This window comes from Mesorhizobium sp. M1396, assembly GCF_040317725.1.
Classification (GTDB): Bacteria; Pseudomonadota; Alphaproteobacteria; order Rhizobiales; family Rhizobiaceae; genus Mesorhizobium.
Map to the genome: position 1 here is coordinate 37,254 of NZ_JAMYLA010000018.1, position 18,837 is coordinate 56,090.

The following is an 18,837-nucleotide window of genomic DNA, read 5'->3' on the forward strand; positions in this document are numbered from 1 at the left end:
GTCGCTCACACCCCAATTGTTAGACGAGACGGATAGCGCCGCTCTTTAGACTGAAGAGAGCTGTCAATCGCGTTTCCGCCAGCGCTCAGAGCCCTCGGCCTCGGAATTTTGCGTCGGGTGGCTCGGCAATACGCGCGGTTTGACGCTCGTCACGCCATCGTTTTCGCGACCATGGTCGCTACGCACATATTGCCCTTGGGCGTCGTTCTCGACTTTTTTGCGCCGGGTCTCTTTCGCTTTCGACATTGGCGCATCCTCCTGCCAGTCTGTCGTTTGGTCGAAAAAATACAAAGCCGGGGACTCAACCCCCGCCCTGTTTAAGAAGCCGGGCCTCGCGCAGGATCGATGCCCTGTCCGTCCCGACCAATGAAACGATCTCACGGATTTGGCTCTCCGTCACTCCGCACTCGCGCGCCAGCGCCCGCACGGCTTGCGGGGTTATGACCGGGCGTCTGGTTTCTTCGTCAGCCACTGCTCATTCCTTTCAGTTCGAAAGGGAACGCTCCAGTTCATCCGGCACGGGTGGGCTGCCGGATGAACCTCTCCTACAACTTGACCCTCGCTGTTACCTTCCGCAACCTAGTGCAGCTCTCCACCCCTGCCCTCGAACAAGGGTTTGGTCGTGGATCGTCGCGGCATTGGGATTGGGGGGAGCTGCTTTGCGCGCCATGCGGTCCTCCTTTGGGCTTGCTTGCGACGGGTTGCTGAGCAACCCGCGGTAAGCCGACAGGTTCCATCGAACCGGGATTCCAGGCCAATTTCTTCGACGGGAGCCGCTTGTTTCGCGCTGCCGCAGTCCTTCGCCGAGTTTCTTGGGGTGTTTGCAAATGGGACGCCGCAACGCACGACGTCCGAGTGCTGGAGGTTGTCTTGGGACCGACTGTTACGCGGTTAACGGAACTCCTTTTCGGCGACGCCCTTGTCAGGACATCCCGTCGCGATAGTTCCTAGAAAAAGGGGATGCTGCGACCAACAGGAGCCAAACCATGAGACACCAGACCCTCCACGAACTGCAGACAATCGCAGATGTTAAACCCACGGCGCAAAGCGCCGTCATGACCAAAACACAGAGGATCAAACGTTGGGCGGAGCTTCTCGAGCGGAACCCCTCGCGATCCCTTGGAGCGCTTGTTGGCACTGAACATCTTCATCCCAAAGTCCGTGAGGAAGCACGCACGGCTGGATCGGCTATTACCGTTGCATTCGAGGATTCGCTGCTGCGTGCATCGGGTCTCCAGGATGATAGCTATGGGGAGGCAAAACGCTTTTTCCAGCTGGGCGACTGGCAACTGCACGAAATCGTCTGCAGCTGTCACGTCGGGACCACGATGCAAGCGAGTTGGGCCGCCGTCAGGGTGCGCAGGACCATTCGCGGAAGCAGGTTCACGGCTTGGCTGAGAACTGTTCTGCTGCACTGAACCGGATGCGCGGCGTTTTCACGGACGTTCGGCGACCTGCCAAGGGAAGGATAGTTCCCTGCACGTTGTGACCCCGGATGTCCTGCACGGCCCCGAGCGACGAAACGGAACGCGGCAGAACCACCCGTTGGTTGATAATGAACCTGGGTGGCTCAAAGCTACCGGATTGTTTGAATTAGCGCCTTGTTGAAGATCCCGATTTGGCGCGGCGCGCCTTGTTGGGAATCAGTCTCCACCCCGGCGCTTCGAAAAATCCGAGCAAGCAATATGCGGTAAGTCCGTCAGCCGATCCGTCAAGTCCAATCTCCTGCGTACCGATTGTCGCTGATTGTCTATAAATTGATTTATATTTGTTATCAAATGGTTATGGCATACATCGGCCTAAATTCGGCGTCGTTTGAGTAGGCCTGAATCATTCCCACTCGATTGTTCCCGGCGGCTTCGAGGTGACGTCGTAGACGACGCGGTTGATGCCGCGGACTTCGTTGATGATGCGGGTGGCGGCGGCGCCGAGGAAGGCCATGTCATAGTGGTAGAAATCCGCCGTCATGCCATCGACCGAGGTGACGGCGCGCAGGGCGCAGACGAATTCGTAGGTGCGGCCATCGCCCATCACGCCGACGGTCTGCACCGGCAACAGAACGGCGAAGGCCTGCCAGATGGCGTCGTAGAGGCCGGCCTTGCGGATCTCGTCGAGATAGATGGCGTCGGCCTCGCGCAGGATCTCCAGCTTTTCGCGGGTGATGCCACCGGGGCAGCGGATGGCGAGACCCGGACCTGGGAATGGATGGCGGCCGATAAAGCTCTCGGGCAGGCCGAGCTCCTTGCCGAGCGCCCTCACCTCGTCCTTGAACAGTTCGCGCAGCGGCTCGACCAGCTGCATGTTCATGCGCGCGGGCAGGCCGCCGACATTGTGGTGCGATTTGATCGTCACCGACGGGCCGCCGGTGAAGGAGACGCTTTCGATGACGTCGGGATAGAGCGTGCCTTGCGCCAGGAATTCGGCGCCGCCGAGTTTCTTGGCCTCCTCCTCGAACACCTCGATGAACAGCCGGCCGATTGTCTTGCGCTTTTTCTCCGGGTCCGACTCGCCCTCCAAGGCGTCGATGAAACGGTCCGATGCGTTCACCAGAATGAGCGGCAAATTGTAGTGCTCGCGGAACATCGCCACCACGCCCGCGGCCTCGTCCTTGCGCATCAGGCCGTGGTCGACAAGAATGCAAGTCAGTTGGTCGCCGACCGCCTCGTGGATCAACAGCGCGGCGACCGAGGAGTCGACGCCGCCCGACAGCGCGCAGATGACCTTGCCCTTGCCGACCTGCTTGCGAATGGCCTCGACCGCGTGCTCGCGGTAGGCGCGCATGGTCCAGTCGCCCTCGATGCCGGCGATGTTGTGGACGAAGTTGCGCAGCAGCCGGGCGCCATCGGGCGTGTGCACCACCTCGGGATGGAACATGATGCCGTACATCTTGCGCTCGATATTGCCGAAGATGGCGAAGGGCGAGCCTTCCGACTTGCCGAACACTTCGAACCCCTGGGGCAAGGAGATGACGCGGTCGCCGTGGCTCATCCACACCTGGTGGCGCTGGCCGGGCGCCCACAGGCCCTCGAACAGCGGGCTGTCCTTTTCGATCTCGACGAAGGCGCGGCCGAATTCGCGATGGTCGGAGCTTTCGGCGACGCCGCCCATCTGCACGCACATGGCCATCTGGCCATAGCAGATGCCGAGCACCGGCACGCCGGCGTCGAAGACGATCCGCGGCGCGCGCGGACTGCCGATATCGCCGGTCGAAGCCGGGCCGCCCGACAGGATGACAGCCTTCGGATTGATGCGCTTGAACGCCGCTTCGGCCGACTGGAACGGCACAATCTCGGAAAACACTCCGGCCTCGCGGACGCGGCGGGCGATGAGCTGGGTAAACTGGCTGCCGAAATCGACAATCAGGACGGTGTCGGGATGATTGGCTGTTTTCATGGCGAGCGTTTAGAGAAAGAAATGAGTCGGCGCAATGGGTTGCGAGGCCTAGCTGTCACTTCGATTCCACGACTTCACCTTCAGCGCCAGCGTCTTCATCCATTGCAGCAGCCTCTCCGGCCGCAAGCTTGGCGGCTTGATCCGATTTGCGGTCAGGCGCCGAGCAGACCGTGGCGGATTGCCTGTTCCAGCAGCCCGACCGCCCCGGCCAGCTTTTCGTCGATGACGTGCAGATATTCGGTCCAGTCGTTGACGTGCCGCAGATCAGCCGCGCCGTCGGAGATGCCGCGCAGTCCGATCAGCGGCACATCGAACAACTGGCAGGCGCGCAGGCAAGCGAAGGTCTCCATGTCGACCATGTCGGCAGCGATCGCATCATAAGCCGCGCCGGTGACGATCGCGCCGCCGGTCGACAGCGTCGCCTCCCTGATTTCAGGAATTTTGAACGGCAGTGGCACCGTCACCGGCAGATCGAGAAACGGCGTCGCCCCTTTCTCGAAACCGAGCGGCGAGGCGTCGATGTCGCGATAGCTGACCGACACCGCCTGGTAGATTTCGGTCTGCTCCAGTGTCCGGCTGCCGGCCGAGCCGAGCGACACGACGAGGTCCGGCAGCGCCTTCCGCGACTTCAGCCAGGAGAGTTCGGCGCCCAGCCTGACGCCGGCTTCGACCGGTCCCACCCCCGTCATCAGCGGCGTGAACAATTGCTTGAGGTGCGGGCCGTATTCGGCCTGTGCCGCCATGACGAAGAGGACGTCCTTGCCGCCTAGTCGCGCAACGTTGCCCATCGGATCACCCTTCGATGCCGTCTCGCCCGACCACCGTCATCATCGTTCCGGTCATGGTGGCGATCAGCTTGGCTTCGCCGTCGGCGGCGAAGGCATAGGCCTGGCCGTCGGCAACGATGATGGTGCGGCCGGGTTTGGTCACGGAGCCGCGGAACAGGAAGCGCTCGCCTCGGCCCGGCGCCAGCAGATTGACCTTGAACTCGATGGTCAGCACACCTGAGTTTTCCGGCATCAGCGAAAACGCCGCATAGCCGCAAGCCGAGTCCAGCGCGGTCGAAATGACGCCGGCATGGAGAAAACCGTGCTGCTGGGTGAGCGCCGCCGAATAAGGCATCTCGATCTCGATGATACCGGGTGTCACCAGCGTCAGTTCGGCGCCGATCGTGGCCATCGCTTTCTGACGCGCGAAAGATGTCCTGACGCGGTCGTCATAGTCCGGGGCGGGTACGATCTTTGCTGCCATGGCCGCTGCTTTCCTTTATGCGGATAAGCTTATTGCAGAGGCATGGGCGGCAGGCAAACGCTTTTGCTGCACTGCAGCAATCGGTCTCGTCTGCCGGCAAGGGTTACGCATCCGCCAGGGATTGGCGGTATCCAATGAGGTTCAGGCCGACCTGCGCAACGCACAGAAGTAAAACCCGTCGGTGCCGCTCAGCGCCGGCGACAGCGAGATGTCGCCTTTGGCACCGATGCGTGCGGCTGCCGCATGACTGGGAAAACGGCCGTCCCAGAGCGCGCGATGATCGACCGGGACAAAACCGCTGTTGCGGTCGCGGAAGGCCGCGACCTGCTCGCCATTCTCCTCATCGAAGACCGAGCAGGTGATGTAGACCAGCAGGCCGCCTGACTTGACATAGGCTTTGGCCGCATCGAGGATCGCCGATTGCTCACCCTTGCGGGCGTCGAGCTGTCTTTGCGTCAGCCGCCACTTGGCATCTGGACGGCGCCGCCAGGTGCCGCTGCCGGTGCAGGGCGCATCGACCAGCACGATATCCATGTGGTTGCCGAGCGGGGCGAGTTCGGTCGGCTTGGTGACGATCTGGATATTGCGGTTTTCCGAACGACGGATGCGGTCGAAGATCGGCGCCAGCCGCGCCTTTTCGGCGTCGTGGGCGAAGATCTGGCCCGTATTGCCCATCGAAGCCGACAGCGCCAGCGTCTTGCCGCCGGCGCCGGCGCAGAAATCCAGCACCTGCATGCCGGCTTCGGCCCCGGCAAGGGCGGCCGCCACCTGCGAGCCTTCGTCCTGGACCTCGAACCAGCCTTTCTGGAAGGCCGGCTCGGCCTGGACGTTCGGGTGCCTGCCGTCGCCGTCGATCGGCGGGATGCGGATACCGTGCGGGGCGATGGCGGCGGGTTTCGCGCCGGTTCCCGACAGTTCGGCCAGCACCTTGTCGCGATTGGCCTGCAACGTATTGACCCTGAGATCGAGCGGCGGGCGTGTCGCCAGCGCCGCTCCCTCGTCGACCCAAGTGGGGCCAAAGGCTCGTTCGAAAAGCGGCGCGCACCAGTCGGGAACATCCGCCCGTACCGCGTCCGGCGCATCGGCAAGCCGGCGTTCGGCGATTGCCTGAAGCTCGGCGGCGGTCAGCAGCGGCGGTGCGAACTTGTCGCCATCGAGCGCGTCGTTGAGCGATTGCGCGGTCTGGCCCCATTCGAGCAGCAGGGCGCCGAAGCCGATGGCGCGCGGCGTGTCCTCGCCCAGCAGCCAGCCGGCGGAACGCTTGTGGCGCAAGGCATCATAGACGATGTTGCCGATTGCCGCGCGGTCACCGCCGCCGGCGAAGCGATGCGACAGGCCCCAATCCTTCAGCGCGTCCGCCACCGGCCGGTGGCGTCGGCCGATGTCTTCCAGCACTTCGATGGCCGCAGCCAGCCGTCCGCCCAGTCGCATTCGTCATTCCATCAAATCGAGCACGTGATCTTGGCCTGCTCTTAGAGCCTTTCGCGCCTGGATTGAACCCCGCTTCCGCCTGGCGACGACGAGGCAATCCAAACCGAGACCAGCGAGCCAACCAGTATATGCCCTAAGCCGGCGGCAGCAGATCGATCAATAGATGAACGGTCTCTAATATTCGTGACCGGCGACCTCAAGCATGGCATGTGACGCAACCGCTCTGCTTCCCAAGTTTTTCAGTTGAGAATACTCTTGGCGCCATGATTCGCGGCGCGGAAAAGGCGGACCGGCGGATCGCTACGAGGAGAGGGCAATGAAAACTTATCTGGCGGAAGTTCTAGGCACATTTCTATTGGTGTTCATCGGTACGGCTTCTGTGGTGACGGGCGGCTTCGGCGGTGCGCTGCCGCTTGGCCAGGAAGGCATCGGTCTGGCGTTCGGCATCGGCCTCATTGCGGCGGCCTATGCGATCGGCCCGATTTCGGGTGCGCATCTCAATCCGGCGGTGACGCTCGGCGTCTTCCTTGCCGGCCGGCTGCCGGCCAAGGACGTCATCCCCTACTGGATCGCGCAGGTCATCGGCGCCATCCTCGCCTCGCTGGCGTTGTGGATCATCGTCTCCGGCCAGACCGGCGGACACACTGGCGGCTTCGGCGCCAATGGCTGGGACGTGGCGAAATGGGGCGTCAGCTCGGCGTTCCTGTGGGAAGTGATCGGCACCTTCACCTTCGTCACGGTGATCCTGGGCGTCACGGCTGAAAAGCACTCGACGGCGTTCGCCGGCCTGGTCATCGGCCTGACGCTGGCAGGATTGCATTTCGCCATCATCCCGGTGACCGGCACCTCGCTCAACCCGGCCCGCTCGATCGGCCCGGCGCTGTTTTCGGGAATTGCCGCGATCGGCCAGCTCTGGCTCTTCATCGTCGCACCGTTGATCGGCGGCGCCATCGCCGGCGTCGTCGCCAAGGCGCGCATCTTCGAGAAGGACTGAGCTTCGAAAGGCTGAACGAGAAAAAGGCGCGGGCCCGGGTCCGCGCCTTTTTCCTTGGTGGATGCTCTTGCCGTCGAAGGCACAGTGGGGCCGGTGGTCGTTAGGACCCGAAACGGACCTCCGGATGCTCTATGAAACAGCCGCATCGTCTGCAATGGCTCCGGTCGCGTTCTGGTGAGGACGCAGCAGAAAATAGAATGCGGCGATGTGCGTGATCATCAGCAGCGGCACGTAGATGATCGGGATCGCGTAGGCGGCGCCCAGTTGTTCCGCGTGCGCGGGGAGGCCGACCTGGATGGCGTGGTAATAATCGACGACGAGCTCGGCCATTCCGACAAGGTTGAAGGCGACGACGAGCGGCCAGAAGAGCGGTGGTATCCTCACCGTGAGCAGCGCCAGCATCGCCAGCACCCCTGTCGCGAAGTCGCCATAGGCGGCGAACACGGCGAAGCCGGCCGGCAGATCGCGGCTAACGACGCCCGGCAGGATGAAGACGAGGCCGAAGAAGCGGAAGCTATGCAGGGTGGCGATCGCACGTTGCGCGGCGACCCGGTCCATTGAGCTCAGCCACGGCAGACCATATGCGCCGAAGCAAAGCAGCCACGCGACGTAGCCTAGAACGAGATGGGTCTGGAACAGCATTTCCGTGGACATTTGGCCTCCTGTCAGCGGCTGGTTCACGCAGCCTCCCAGCCAGTCGGTTACCTCTAAGCCAGCTTTCATAGTTCGACTAGCCGGTGTAATCACCACAACCTATGAAGCAGAACTACACAGTTCGACACGGTGCGCTGGAAGGCGTCGAGGCCTTCCTGGCCGTCGCCAGGCGGCGCAATTTCCGCCGTGCCGCCGCGGACCTCGGCGTGACGCCTTCCGCCGTGAGCCAAGCGGTGCGCACGCTGGAAGCCCGCACGGGTGCGGCGCTGTTCGTGCGCACGACGCGGAGCGTCGGTTTGACCGAGGCCGGTCAGCGGTTCCTCGACCGTGCGGGCCCTGCCTTCGAGGAACTCGTCGCGGCAGGCGAAGCCGCGCGTGACCTCGGCCAACGGCCGACCGGGTTGCTGCGCCTGTCCGTACCCCGCGCCGTCGTGCCGTTGATCGTGGAGCCGATGATTGCGTCGTTCTGCCGAACCTATCCCGAGATCGAACTGGAGATCGCCGCAAGCGACGAAATGGTCGATCTCGCAACCGGCGGGTTCGATGCCGGCATCCGCCTCGGCCAGTTCATCGCGCCCGATATGGTCGCCGTGCGGCTGACGCCGTCGTTCCCGTTCGTGGTTGTCGGCAGTCCGGACTATCTTGAGCGCCACGGCAGCCCCGAGCGTGTGGACGACTTGCGCCACCACGCCTGCCTGCGATTGCGCCGCTCGAACGGCGCCATCGCGCCCTGGTCCTTCGTCGACGGCAACGAGGCAATCGAGGCGATGGTCTCCGGCCCGCTGATCGCGCACGACTATCCGACATTGCTCGGTGCGGCGATACAAGGCATCGGGCTGGCGCAGACGCCGCGACCCGTCGCCATAGGCTCCATAGAACAGGGAAAACTCAGATCGGTGCTGGACGGCGTCGCCGCCACGACGCCGGGCGTCTTCCTCTATCATCCCGGCAAACGCCAGATCCTGCCGAAGCTGCGCGCCTTCATCGATCACCTCAAATCGGGCGCGTGAGCGTCTCGGTGACCGGCGGCACTCGCGTCGCGACGAGACGATGGGCCAGACCGTTGCGGCAATCGCGACATTTGCCTATCATTGCGTGGGTTCAGGCGCATGCTGAAGCGACAATCGCTGCTCCGGAGGTCTCTGGCTGCATGAGCCGAAATTCCGTCATCTCCCCCTGGGTTGGAACATGCAATCTTCCGTCTGCGACGTCCTGGTTTGTACGGTCGCCACCGCGACGAGGTGATGCGCTTACTTCGGTTCTCCAGTGCTGCCATGCACGAGTAAATTCACATCCAATTATAGAGTTGCCACATGATACCAATCTACATTGGGTATGATCCACGCGAAGCCCGAGTCCTGGACGTAGCGCGATGGAGCGCCTACCGGCGGACAAGTAAGCCATTGCAGATACGGCCACTCGTGCTCAAAGACCTTGAAGCCAAAGGAATCATGAAGCGACCGATGGAGATACGTGATGGTAGGCTCTGGTGCCCGATTTCCGAGGCACCGATGGCGACCGAGTTTGCCATATCGCGCTTTGCAGTTCCGTTTGTGCGGCAAGGCGGCTGGGCCATGTTCTGCGATTGTGACGTCCTGTTTCTAAAGGATCCGGTCAAGCTGCTCGACCTGGTCGATCCTTCCTACGCGATCATGGCGGTTAAGCACCAGCAACGAGAATCCGAAGCGGTCAAGATGGACGGACAAACGCAGACGTTCTATCGCCGCAAAAACTGGTCATCGGTCGTTTTGTGGAATCTAGATCATCCCGCCAACAAACGGCTGACCAACGAAATGCTTAACACGTGGCCCGGGCGTGACCTCCACGCCTTCAAATGGCTTGAGGACCATGAGATCGGGGAATTGCCTCTCGCATGGAACTACCTCGTTGGGGCTTCGGCTTCCGAACTCGACCCCGCCGATGTCTCGCTGGCGCACTACACGCTCGGCGGCCCTTGGTTTGCGGGCTGGTCCGGCGCCACGCAATGGGACGAATTGTGGAGCCGAGAAGAGAGCATTCTGCGTGCGTTTGAGGAAGATGCGGTTCAGATTCCCAAATGAAAACTCCGCTTTCGGATCTCTTGCCAACCTTCTCAAAGCCAATTCTTCGCTTGCCCGGCGTCACGGGTCCCGCCTTGGTGATGGGGTCGGCGCCGAATTTTCGCCTCCCGGAGCGACATGATGCCGACTGGGCACTTGTGACTGTCAATGCTTCCCAGCTTTTGGCGGAAACCTTCAGCCTCCCCGCTCCTGATATCGCCCTGATCCGCCGCGGCATTTTAGTCGGCGAGGGCGAGCAGGATTATTACAAGCGTGATTTGTTAAAAGGCCGGGGGGCAAAGCATCTGATCATCCCGGTTTGGCCGGACGTCGAGGACAAGCTGAAAGCTGGTTGTCGCACCTTCAACTATCGTTATGACACCTTGCAGGCGCTTACCAAATGGCAGCTTGCCAACATCGTCTGGCGGCTCAGCGGCAAATATCATGTGTCCCGCGGTTGGCACCGGAAAATCTCCACCGGAGCCTTCGCGATCATGCTGGCGCGGTTCGCCGGTTTCGCTCCTGTTGTCGTCAGCGGGTTTTCCCTGTCCCAAGCCGGGCATGGGTACGACAGCCGAAATGCCTTTCGATATCATGCCGACGAAGATGCGGCTTTGCTTCGACGGGTGGTGAGAAGAGGTGAGCCGATCTACGCCGAGGATAGAGACTTCGCCGCAGAAAGTGGATTGCCCTTGTGGCAGGGACAAATGCGATGATGGGCCGGGCGACGACAGTGGCCAAGGACTTGAGGCCACGTCCTTGAGCTGCATTTACCTTTGCTTGTTATCGGAAAGGCACCGTTCACAGTGAAAGACAGTGGGATATCTTAGGAGGCTCGCAATATGGCGGACCGTCCCGAATTTTAAACGAGGGTGACCTTGCTTCGGTGTTGAGAGATATCCCTTAGCCGAAACCGTGAGCCCGCGCGCTGGTGCCACCAATGACCAACCTTACCCGCCTTTCGTGAGTTCGACGTGCTGAATATCTCGACGGCTGATCGGCTGCAAATCAAGTCCATTCTCGTTATCCAGACGAAATACATCGGGGATGTCATTCTGACCTCGGCGCTCGTGCGAAATCTGCGCGTTGCCTACCCGAATGCTTTGCGCTCCTGGCCTGCGAGACTTCGTGGTCAGCCAGAATATCGCAGACGTAGCCATCGGATTCGACCGTCGAGGCGCCGGTAGGCGGTCATCCGCTGCCCGTCTTCGAATGAATGACTATAGTGGGCCGGAGGTCGCCCGTCCGCGACCACGATGCAAGATTAAGCTTTCATGGTACAAATATTAGAAATACGTAAGTAAAAAATAATACAAGATGGACCATGCCGGTCAGGAATGTCGTTCTTTCATTGCTAAAGCTTACGCTACATATGAAAAGCGCCAAAATCAAAAGCACTGTGTCGGTCGCCGGGAGCCCCAGGGTCAAACCCCTTCCCGTCAGCAGGCTGGCGGCTGCGACCGCAGGTATTGTCAAACCAATTGTAGCGCAAGCCGAACCCATCGCGACATTCAAGCCGCGCTGCAGCTCATTGTTGAGTGAAGCACGAACCGCCGAAATGGCCTCTGGCATCAAAACCAACCCCGCGATCAATGCTCCCACAATAGCGTCAGCTTGGGTCACCTGGTAGGTAACGAGCGCATCTTCAACGCTTGCGGCGACTTGCTCGGCGAGCATGACAATTCCGATCAGCCCGATTAACAGGAGCAGAGCGCTGGCAGAGATGCTTTCGTGCGGGGCGGTTCGCATTGAAACATCGTGTGCTTGTCCTTCGATGAAGTCGTCGCGATGCCGGACAGTCTGCGCGAACACGAAACCTGCATAGAGCAGCACTGAAAGTACGCTCACGAAACCAAGTTGAGCTGCTGAAAATGTGCCAGGCTCCGTAGTTCGTGTGTAGGTCGGCAGAATAAGCGTCATGACGGTCAGCGCGGCCAGAACCGCAAGATATGCGCTGGTCCCTTGTCGAACGATTGCCTGCTTGCGATGGCGCCAGCCGCCAAGCGTGAGACACGTGCCGACAACGCCGGTAGATGTAATCATCACCGTCGAGAAGACGGACTCACGTGCAAGCGTAGGGTTGTTCTCTCCATGCAGCATCATGGAAACGATGATCGACACTTCGATTGCCGTCACGGCAAAAGTCAGCACCAACGTACCGTAAGGCTCCCCTACTCGCCGAGCTACCGCTTCGGCATGGTCGAGCACCACGAAAATGGTGATAAACATGATCGCACTCGAAAGCGCTCCGACAAGGATCTTGACGCTCGGCGAACCTTCATCCACCGACAGCCCGCTGGCTCTGACTGCGATAGCCATCGCCAAGGCGACCAACGGCATCGCATAAGAAGTCACCGATCGCGCGAAACCACTCATGCAAGCCCTGTGTGTTTCTGCGAACCTTGCGGAAAGCCTATACTCACGCCGTCCTCTGCGTCACCAACCCAAGTTCCTCGATCATCGCATTGCGCATCAAAAACTTCTGCGGCTTGCCGGTCACCGTCATCGGCAATTCGGTTCGGAAGCGGATATGGCGCGGGATCTTGTAGTGGGCGATTTGGCCGGCGCAGAAGTTTTTGATTTCCTGCTCGGTGACGATCTGGCCGGGCTTGAGCACGATCCAGGCGCACAGTTCCTCGCCGTATTTGGCGTCGGGAATGCCGAAGACCTGCACCTCCTTGACCTTGGGATGGCGGTAGAGGAATTCCTCGACTTCGCGCGGGTAGACGTTCTCGCCACCGCGGATGACCATGTCCTTGACCCGGCCGACGATGTTGCAATAGCCCTCGGCGTCGATGGTGGCGAGGTCGCCGGTGTGCATCCAGCCGTCGGCGTCGATCGCCTCGCGGGTCTTCTCCTCGTCATCCCAGTAACCCTTCATCACCGAATAGCCGCGCGTGCAAAGCTCGCCCGGCGCGCCGACGGCGACGGTGACGCCATCGGCATCGACCGCCTTGACCTCGACATGCGGGTGGATGCGCCCGACCGTCGAGACGCGCTTTTCCAGCGGGTCGTCGACGCCGCTCTGGAACGAGACCGGACTGGTCTCGGTCATGCCATAGGCGATTGTCACCTGTTCCATATGCATCAGCGACACCACCTTCTTCATCACCTCGATCGGGCATGGCGAGCCGGCCATGATGCCGGTGCGCAGGCTGGAGAGATCGAAGGATGAAAAGTCCGGGTGATCTAGCAGCGCGACGAACATTGTCGGCACACCATAGAGCCCGGTGCAGCGTTCCTGAGCCACCGCCTTCAGCGTGGCGCCCGGGTCGAACCCCTCGCCCGGGAAAACCATGGTGGCGCCCTTCGACACGCAGCCTATCGTGCCCATCGACATGCCGAAGCAGTGATAGAGCGGCACCGGAATGCAGAGCCGGTCGTCGACGGTGAGTTTGATCGCCGAGGTGACGAAACTGCCGTTGTTGACGATGTTGTTGTGGGTCAGCGTCGCGCCCTTGGGGGCTCCTGTCGTGCCTGACGTGAACTGGATGTTGATGGCGTCGCCGGGCTTCAGCCCCTCCGAAATGCGGTCGAGGCTGTCATGCTCGTCGCGGCCTGCCATGGCCAGCACATCACCGAAATTGAACATGCCGGGTGAGTTGTCCTCGCCCATGCGGATGACGATCTTCAGCGCCGGCAGTTTTTGCGCCTTGAGTTTGCCGGGCGTGGCCTTCGCGATCTCCGGCGCCAGCGTCTCGATCATGCCGAGATAGTCGGAGGTCTTGAACTTGGCCGCGGTGACCAGCGCCTTGCAGCCGACCTTGTTCAGCGCGTAGTCCAGCTCGGTCAGCCGGTAGGCCGGGTTGATGTTGACCAGGATCAGGCCGATGCGGGCGGTGGCGAATTGCGTCACCAGCCATTCCCATCGGTTGGGCGACCAGATGCCGACGCGATCGCCTTTTTCCAGGCCAAGTGCCAGGAAGCCGGCGGCCAGCGCGTCGACCGTGTCCGACAGTTCGCTCCAGGTGAAGCGCTTGTCCTGGTCGACGAAGACGGCGGCATCTTGCGTGGCATATTTGCTGGCAGTGTCGGAAAACAGCGCGGGGATCGTCTTGTTCAGCAGCGGCACGGTGCGCTCGCCGGAGACATGCGCCTTGCCGTCGACGGGCGCTACGAAGACACCGCCATTGCGCGATCCATGTCCGCGCAAATTGCTGGCATTCTTCAGCTCGTCGAGATTGACTGGCATCGTTCTCTCCTCCCGGCACTGGTCGAGCCTATCAGCCTGCCGCGACGGTGGAAATCCCGCCGATGGTACTGGACGATCCCCTCCCCCTTGAGGGGAGGGTGCCGAGCGAAGCGAGGCGGGTGGGGTCATCTCAACTGCCCCGACCTCTATCTGGCTTTGACTGAAAAGATGGAGTGCGTCACCGCGGACCCCACCCGTCCATCCGCCTTCGGCGGCTGTCCACCCTCCCCTCAAGGGGGAGGGAGGGCGCTCATCTTCGCGGCAATGTCGCGCAGGATCGCTTCATCCGCCGCCGCCCGTGTCTTCTTCGACGCCACGAGACAGGCCTGCGAGCGCAACACGAGGCCGTCGCCCAGCACCTTGAGATGGTTGGCGCGCAGCGTCGAGCCAGTGGTGGTGATGTCGACGATGACATCGGCCAGTCCCGCCGCCGGCGCGCCTTCGGTGGCACCTAAGCTCTCGACGATGCGATAGACCTGGATGCCATGCTTCTGCGAGAAGAATTGCTGGGTCAGCCGCCAGTATTTGGTGGCGATGCGCAACCGCCTGCCGTGGCGCTGGCGGAAATCGGCGGCGACGTCATCAAGGTCGGCCATGGTGTCGACGTCGAGCCATATGTCCGGCACGGCAACCACGACATCGGCACTGCCAAAGCCGAGACGGGCGACGATTTCGGCGCGGGTCTCCCAGTCAGCGAGGTTCTCACGCACCAGATCTTCGCCGGTGATGCCGAGATCGACCGTGCCCTGGCCGATCTCGCCCGCAATCTCGGACGCCGACAGGAAGACCACTTCGACATTGTCCAGGCCCTCGACGCGGGCGTGGTACTTGCGCTCGTCGCCGGGCAGGCTGACGGCGAGGCCGGCCTTGGCCAGCACGTCCAGCGCTTGCTCCTTGAGGCGGCCTTTCGACGGGATCGCCAGCGTGATCATGGCGCCATCTCCCGCAACGCCTCGATGCGGTCGAGCCAGACGGAAAAGCCGACGCCGGGGATCGGCGTCTTCGCGCCAAGCAAGGTCAGCAGCCGGTCGTAGCGGCCGCCACCGACCAGCGGCCGGTCGCCATTGTCAGCCGCGATTTCGAAAACAAGGCCGGTGTAATAGTCGAGCGGACGGCCGAAGGCGGCATCGTAGCGGATGTTTCCGGCCGGCAGGCCGTGCGCCTCGATCGCCTTGGCACGGGCGGCGAACTTCTCCAGCGCGGTATCGAGCGAAAGCCCGGCACCGCTGGCGAAGGAGGCCAGCGCCTCGGCCGCGCCATCGAGCGGCACGTCGATCGCTAGAAAACCCTTCAGCGCCGCGAAGGCCTCGTTCGACAGCCGCACGCTGCGCAGTTCGGCCTTTTCGATCAGCCGCCGCGCGATGTCGGATGGCGGGCGTCCGGCGGACGCCGACAGCCCCGCCTTTTCCATGCCGCCGGCGATGTGGGCGGAAAGTCCGTCCAGATCACCGTCGAGGACGAGGGCGGCGACCGGGCCGGAGAGCTGACCGTTGCGCGGCGGGTTGGCGAGATCGGCGAGTGCCGCCTCAAGCATCGGTGCGGAGCCGAAGGCGCGGGCAAGGCGCATGCGCCAGCCGCGCGGCAGGCCAAGGGAAGCCAGCACAGCCTCGAAAATGGTCTGGTCGCCGAGCGTGATCGCCAGCGCCTGCCCAGGCAACACAAGCGACAGCAGCGCATACGCATCGGCCACCGAGCGGGCATCGGCATGCGCCGTGTCGCTGTCGCCGAGGTCCTCGATACCGGCTTGGAAGAACTCGTTGCCGCCCTCGCGACGCTGGCGAAAGACCTCGCCGAGATAGGAATAGCGGCGCGGCGTCCCGGCCTGCGAATTTATGTGGTCGAGACAGACCGGAATGGTGAATTCAGGCCGCAGGCACAATGTCTGCCCGGTCTCGCTTTCGGTCAGAAAGATACGGCGGCGCAGATCCTCGCCGGCCATGTCGAGGAATGGATCGGCTGGCTGCAGCACCGCGACCTCGACGGCATGCGTGTCGCAGGTGGCGAAGAGGTTGGTGATGTCGGCTGCGATGGCGGGGTAGCGGGAGGTCATCGATCGGATGGGCGCGAGGCACCCCCCTCTGGCCTGCCAGCCATCTCCCCCGCAAGGGGGGAGATTGGCAGCTTGAGGCTCAGCGCCTCTCCTTCAACGCTGGAGATTGGCGAAAGCCCACGTGACATCCGATCTCCCCCCTTGCGGGGGAGATGGCCGGCAGGCCAGAGGGGGGTGTTCAAGCGCCACCTTTCGCGCGATCGGCAGCCTGCGCCGCCAGGATCTTCTTCACTTCCGCGACCAGTTCGCCCTCGGCAACCGTCACTTGCGCCGGGCGCGCGGCGCGCCATTCGGCGTTGTCGGTGATTTCGGCCGACATGCGCGCGCCTTCGATCAGGTCCTTGATCTGCAGCTCGCCCTTGGCGCGCTCGTCGCCGCCCTGGATGATTGCGACCGGGCAGTTGCGGCGGTCGGCGTATTTGAGCTGCGCCTTCATGCCGGCGCCGCCGAGATACATTTCGGAGCGGATGCCGGCAGCACGCAGCTCCGACACCATCTTCTGATAGCGGCCGAGACTGTCGATATCCTTGTCCATCACCAGCACCACGACCGGCGCGATCACGTCCGAGGCGTCGAGCTTGCCGAGGTTCTTCAGCGCGGTCATCAGCCTGGAGACGCCGATGGAGAAACCGGTTGCCGGCACCGACTCGCCGCGAAAGCGCGAGACCAAGCCATCATAACGGCCGCCGCCACCGACCGAGCCGAAGCGCACGATCTGGCCGTCCTCATTGGGGATTTCAGCCAGCAGCTCGGCCTCGAAGACGGGGCCGGTGTAATATTCGAGGCCGCGCACGACGGAACGGTCCATGGCAATACGGTCCTCGCCATATCCTGCTGCCCTGACCAGGGCTTCAATCGTCGACAGTTCGCCGACACCTTCCTGGTAGACCGCGTTCGAACTAACCATGGCATCCTGGCCGGCCTGTGCATTCCTCGCTGTCGCGAGAAGGACTGCCTCGGTCTGCCCGTTGTTCAACCCGGCGCCCTTGGCGAAGTCGCCTTCGCCTTCCTTGCCGCCATCCCAGCGCCCCGGCCCAAGCAGAAGCCTCACCCCTTCCGGCCCGAGCTTGTCCAGCTTGTCGATCCCCCGCAGCACCGTCAGCCGGCGGCCGGCATTCTCGTCGCCGCCAAGGCCGATCGCTTCCAGAACGCCGTCCAGCACCTTGCGGTTGTTGACGCGGATGACGTAGTCGCCGCGCTTGATGCCGAGCGCTTCCATCACGTCGGCCATCATCATGGCCATCTCGGCGTCGGCGGCCACGCCCGGTGTGCCGATCGTGTCGGCATCGAACTGCATGAACTGGCGGAAGCGACCGGGGCCGGGCTTCTCGTTGCGGAACACCCAGCCGGAGCGATAGCTGCGATAGGGTTTGGGCAGGCGCTCATAATTCTCGGCGACAAAGCGCGCCGTCGGCGCGGTCAGGTCATAGCGCAGCGACAACCACTGGTCATCGTCATCCTGGAAGGAGAACACGCCTTCGTTGGGCCGGTCCTGGTCAGGCAGGAATTTTCCGAGCGCATCCGTGTATTCGATCAGCGGCTGGTCGGCCGGTTCAAAACCATAAAGCTCATAGACCGAGCGGATCGTCGCCATCATCTTCTCGACGGCTCGGATGTCCTCGGCGCTGCGGTCGGCAAAACCGCGCGGCAGGCGCGCTTTCGTCTTTTCCGATTTGTCGGCCATGGAATGAGTCTTTTTGCTAAGTAATCGATGACATATCGCGAATGGGCGTGTCCTAACCGAAGCTGCTTGGTGCGGCAAGGGCGCGCGCTCTTCCTTCTCCCCTTGTGGGAGAAGGGAAAAGGCGCCGCCCCCTGAAACAGAAACGCACCGAGAATGAAACAATCCCGCCATGCGCGCGGCATCGTGCCGACACAATCGCAACAGATAAACGCGCCGAATTGAGGGGTTCGCGGCCATGACCAGCATAGCAAGATTCCATGCCATCGACAGCGGTGCCGAACTGCCCGCACGCCTGCGCCCGGCCGACAGCCGCGCTCCGAAAATGGTCAGTCAGGCTGCCGGCCCATTCGAAGTCCCGGCCGACACGGGCAAGGGTCCCTCCATGCGCGACGCGTTGATGACCGGCCTGCTGGTGATCTATCCGGCAGTGGCCACGGTGGTGGCGATTGTCGCCGGCCTGGTGCTGGCCAGCGCCAACGGCACGTGAGCCCTACTTCGGCCGCTTGAAAGCCTTCCGCTGTTTCTCGACCTCCTTGCGGCAGACGCAGCCCTCGAGGTGGTCGTTGACCAGACCCATCGCCTGCATGAAGGCGTAGACGGTGGTCGGGCCGACGAAGCTCCAGCCGCGCTTCTTCAGCTCCTTCGAAATCCGCACCGAGACCGCCGTGGTCGGGTTGGCACGCAGATGCGCGAGATCGATGATCACGGGCCGCTCATCCTTGCCGGGTTCGAATTTCCAGAACCAGGCGGCCAGCGAGCCGAACTCGTCGGCCATCTCGCGGGCGCGCTTGGCGTTGTTGATCGTCGAGACGATCTTGCCGCGATGGCGGATGATGCCGGCATTGCCGAGCAGGCGCTCGACATCCTTGTCGGTGAAGGCGGCGACCTTGTCGAATTCGAAATTGGCGAAGGCCTCGCGAAAATTCTCCCGCTTGCGCAGGATTGTCAGCCACGACAGACCTGACTGGAAACCTTCGAGGCAGATCTTTTCGAACAGCCTGCGGTCATCGGCGACAGGCCGTCCCCACTCATGGTCGTGGTAGTGCAGATAGTCGGGCAGATTGCCGTGCCAGAAGCAGCGCGCGACGCCGTCGGGGCCTGCGAGCAGGCCGGTGTTTTCCTTGTCCATAGCCCAAAATCCGTTCGTTA

The 18,837-nt window shown here is 62.4% G+C and carries 18 protein-coding genes; 6 read left to right on the top strand and 12 right to left on the bottom strand.

Annotated features, from left to right (window positions below; translation table 11 throughout):
• Window positions 1-63 precede the first annotated feature (63 nt).
• On the bottom strand, window positions 64-246 hold the full coding sequence (locus tag NKH02_RS14130) for a hypothetical protein (RefSeq protein WP_352879478.1): 183 nt from the start codon (window positions 244-246) through the stop codon (window positions 64-66).
• A gap of 740 nt (window positions 247-986) precedes the next feature.
• Here NKH02_RS14130 and NKH02_RS14135 point away from each other — a divergent pair.
• Complete coding sequence (locus NKH02_RS14135; protein ID WP_352879479.1) at window positions 987-1,418, top strand: hypothetical protein; 432 nt, start codon at window positions 987-989, stop codon at window positions 1,416-1,418.
• Between the two features lie 412 nt (window positions 1,419-1,830).
• Here NKH02_RS14135 and guaA read toward each other — a convergent pair whose 3' ends face one another.
• The 4 genes from guaA to NKH02_RS14155 form a co-directional block, all read right to left on the bottom strand.
• The gene (guaA, locus tag NKH02_RS14140) at window positions 1,831-3,393 is read right to left on the bottom strand and encodes a glutamine-hydrolyzing GMP synthase (RefSeq protein WP_352866622.1); all 1,563 of its coding nucleotides are present in this window, start codon (window positions 3,391-3,393) and stop codon (window positions 1,831-1,833) included.
• Window positions 3,394-3,545: 152 nt separating this feature from the next.
• A complete protein-coding gene (locus NKH02_RS14145) occupies window positions 3,546-4,181 on the bottom strand; it encodes a 5'-methylthioadenosine/S-adenosylhomocysteine nucleosidase (RefSeq protein WP_352879481.1) in 636 nt (211 codons plus the stop codon).
• A 4-nt stretch (window positions 4,182-4,185) separates the two neighbouring features.
• Window positions 4,186-4,644 (bottom strand): PaaI family thioesterase, encoded by a 459-nt coding sequence (locus NKH02_RS14150; RefSeq protein ID WP_352866618.1) that lies wholly within the window; start codon window positions 4,642-4,644, stop codon window positions 4,186-4,188.
• A gap of 141 nt (window positions 4,645-4,785) precedes the next feature.
• The gene (locus tag NKH02_RS14155) at window positions 4,786-6,075 is read right to left on the bottom strand and encodes an RsmB/NOP family class I SAM-dependent RNA methyltransferase (RefSeq protein WP_352879483.1); all 1,290 of its coding nucleotides are present in this window, start codon (window positions 6,073-6,075) and stop codon (window positions 4,786-4,788) included.
• A gap of 316 nt (window positions 6,076-6,391) precedes the next feature.
• Here NKH02_RS14155 and NKH02_RS14160 point away from each other — a divergent pair, with 316 nt between their 5' ends.
• Window positions 6,392-7,069, top strand: coding sequence for an MIP family channel protein (locus tag NKH02_RS14160; RefSeq protein ID WP_352879485.1), 678 nt, complete (start codon window positions 6,392-6,394; stop codon window positions 7,067-7,069).
• A 129-nt stretch (window positions 7,070-7,198) separates the two neighbouring features.
• Here NKH02_RS14160 and NKH02_RS14165 read toward each other — a convergent pair whose 3' ends face one another.
• Window positions 7,199-7,723, bottom strand: coding sequence for a DUF8737 domain-containing protein (locus NKH02_RS14165; protein ID WP_352879487.1), 525 nt, complete (start codon window positions 7,721-7,723; stop codon window positions 7,199-7,201).
• A gap of 101 nt (window positions 7,724-7,824) precedes the next feature.
• Between NKH02_RS14165 and NKH02_RS14170 the strand changes: the two genes are divergently transcribed.
• The 3 genes from NKH02_RS14170 to NKH02_RS14180 all read left to right on the top strand — a co-directional run bounded on the left by NKH02_RS14170 (window position 7,825) and on the right by NKH02_RS14180 (window position 10,478).
• Window positions 7,825-8,733 (top strand): LysR substrate-binding domain-containing protein, encoded by a 909-nt coding sequence (locus NKH02_RS14170; RefSeq protein ID WP_352879489.1) that lies wholly within the window; start codon window positions 7,825-7,827, stop codon window positions 8,731-8,733.
• A gap of 501 nt (window positions 8,734-9,234) precedes the next feature.
• Window positions 9,235-9,783, top strand: coding sequence for a hypothetical protein (locus NKH02_RS14175; protein WP_352879491.1), 549 nt, complete (start codon window positions 9,235-9,237; stop codon window positions 9,781-9,783).
• Window positions 9,780-10,478, top strand: a complete 699-nt coding sequence (locus tag NKH02_RS14180) for a hypothetical protein (protein ID WP_352879493.1) — start codon at window positions 9,780-9,782, stop codon at window positions 10,476-10,478. Before NKH02_RS14175 ends, NKH02_RS14180 begins: the two co-directional genes overlap by 4 nt.
• Before the next feature lie 556 nt (window positions 10,479-11,034).
• On the opposite strand, the gene NKH02_RS14185 is transcribed toward NKH02_RS14180, so the two are convergent.
• From NKH02_RS14185 to hisS, 5 genes are all read right to left on the bottom strand, one after another.
• The gene (locus NKH02_RS14185) at window positions 11,035-12,138 is read right to left on the bottom strand and encodes a calcium:cation antiporter (RefSeq protein WP_352879494.1); all 1,104 of its coding nucleotides are present in this window, start codon (window positions 12,136-12,138) and stop codon (window positions 11,035-11,037) included.
• A gap of 43 nt (window positions 12,139-12,181) precedes the next feature.
• Window positions 12,182-13,954: an AMP-binding protein gene (locus tag NKH02_RS14190; protein ID WP_352879496.1), complete on the bottom strand. Its 1,773-nt coding sequence runs from the start codon at window positions 13,952-13,954 to the stop codon at window positions 12,182-12,184.
• Window positions 13,955-14,184: 230 nt separating this feature from the next.
• Window positions 14,185-14,886 carry an ATP phosphoribosyltransferase gene (hisG, locus tag NKH02_RS14195; protein WP_352879498.1) on the bottom strand — a complete coding sequence of 234 codons (702 nt, stop codon included), beginning with the start codon at window positions 14,884-14,886 and terminating at the stop codon, window positions 14,185-14,187.
• A complete protein-coding gene (locus NKH02_RS14200) occupies window positions 14,883-16,004 on the bottom strand; it encodes an ATP phosphoribosyltransferase regulatory subunit (protein WP_352879500.1) in 1,122 nt (373 codons plus the stop codon). The genes hisG and NKH02_RS14200 overlap by 4 nt, the downstream gene beginning before the upstream one ends.
• A gap of 178 nt (window positions 16,005-16,182) precedes the next feature.
• Window positions 16,183-17,688: a histidine--tRNA ligase gene (gene hisS, locus NKH02_RS14205; RefSeq protein WP_352879501.1), complete on the bottom strand. Its 1,506-nt coding sequence runs from the start codon at window positions 17,686-17,688 to the stop codon at window positions 16,183-16,185.
• A 235-nt stretch (window positions 17,689-17,923) separates the two neighbouring features.
• Between hisS and NKH02_RS14210 the strand changes: the two genes are divergently transcribed.
• A complete protein-coding gene (locus tag NKH02_RS14210) occupies window positions 17,924-18,175 on the top strand; it encodes a hypothetical protein (RefSeq protein WP_352879502.1) in 252 nt (83 codons plus the stop codon).
• Window positions 18,176-18,178: 3 nt separating this feature from the next.
• Here the strand turns inward: NKH02_RS14210 and NKH02_RS14215 are convergent, their stop codons facing one another.
• The gene (locus tag NKH02_RS14215) at window positions 18,179-18,817 is read right to left on the bottom strand and encodes a DNA-3-methyladenine glycosylase I (RefSeq protein ID WP_352871612.1); all 639 of its coding nucleotides are present in this window, start codon (window positions 18,815-18,817) and stop codon (window positions 18,179-18,181) included.
• Between the last annotated feature and the right edge of the window lie 20 nt (window positions 18,818-18,837).

What these genes read in the sequence shown, in the direction of transcription:
- NKH02_RS14130 (WP_352879478.1), bottom strand. Translation starts at nt 246, where the DNA reads ATGTCGAAAGCGAAAGAGACCCGGCGCAAAAAAGTCGAGAACGACGCC.
- NKH02_RS14135 (WP_352879479.1), top strand. Translation starts at nt 987, where the DNA reads ATGAGACACCAGACCCTCCACGAACTGCAGACAATCGCAGATGTTAAA.
- guaA (WP_352866622.1), bottom strand. Translation starts at nt 3,393, where the DNA reads ATGAAAACAGCCAATCATCCCGACACCGTCCTGATTGTCGATTTCGGC.
- NKH02_RS14145 (WP_352879481.1), bottom strand. Translation starts at nt 4,181, where the DNA reads ATGGGCAACGTTGCGCGACTAGGCGGCAAGGACGTCCTCTTCGTCATG.
- NKH02_RS14150 (WP_352866618.1), bottom strand. Translation starts at nt 4,644, where the DNA reads ATGGCAGCAAAGATCGTACCCGCCCCGGACTATGACGACCGCGTCAGG.
- NKH02_RS14155 (WP_352879483.1), bottom strand. Translation starts at nt 6,075, where the DNA reads ATGCGACTGGGCGGACGGCTGGCTGCGGCCATCGAAGTGCTGGAAGAC.
- NKH02_RS14160 (WP_352879485.1), top strand. Translation starts at nt 6,392, where the DNA reads ATGAAAACTTATCTGGCGGAAGTTCTAGGCACATTTCTATTGGTGTTC.
- NKH02_RS14165 (WP_352879487.1), bottom strand. Translation starts at nt 7,723, where the DNA reads ATGTCCACGGAAATGCTGTTCCAGACCCATCTCGTTCTAGGCTACGTC.
- NKH02_RS14170 (WP_352879489.1), top strand. Translation starts at nt 7,825, where the DNA reads ATGAAGCAGAACTACACAGTTCGACACGGTGCGCTGGAAGGCGTCGAG.
- NKH02_RS14175 (WP_352879491.1), top strand. Translation starts at nt 9,235, where the DNA reads ATGGCGACCGAGTTTGCCATATCGCGCTTTGCAGTTCCGTTTGTGCGG.
- NKH02_RS14180 (WP_352879493.1), top strand. Translation starts at nt 9,780, where the DNA reads ATGAAAACTCCGCTTTCGGATCTCTTGCCAACCTTCTCAAAGCCAATT.
- NKH02_RS14185 (WP_352879494.1), bottom strand. Translation starts at nt 12,138, where the DNA reads ATGAGTGGTTTCGCGCGATCGGTGACTTCTTATGCGATGCCGTTGGTC.
- NKH02_RS14190 (WP_352879496.1), bottom strand. Translation starts at nt 13,954, where the DNA reads ATGCCAGTCAATCTCGACGAGCTGAAGAATGCCAGCAATTTGCGCGGA.
- hisG (WP_352879498.1), bottom strand. Translation starts at nt 14,886, where the DNA reads ATGATCACGCTGGCGATCCCGTCGAAAGGCCGCCTCAAGGAGCAAGCG.
- NKH02_RS14200 (WP_352879500.1), bottom strand. Translation starts at nt 16,004, where the DNA reads ATGACCTCCCGCTACCCCGCCATCGCAGCCGACATCACCAACCTCTTC.
- hisS (WP_352879501.1), bottom strand. Translation starts at nt 17,688, where the DNA reads ATGGCCGACAAATCGGAAAAGACGAAAGCGCGCCTGCCGCGCGGTTTT.
- NKH02_RS14210 (WP_352879502.1), top strand. Translation starts at nt 17,924, where the DNA reads ATGACCAGCATAGCAAGATTCCATGCCATCGACAGCGGTGCCGAACTG.
- NKH02_RS14215 (WP_352871612.1), bottom strand. Translation starts at nt 18,817, where the DNA reads ATGGACAAGGAAAACACCGGCCTGCTCGCAGGCCCCGACGGCGTCGCG.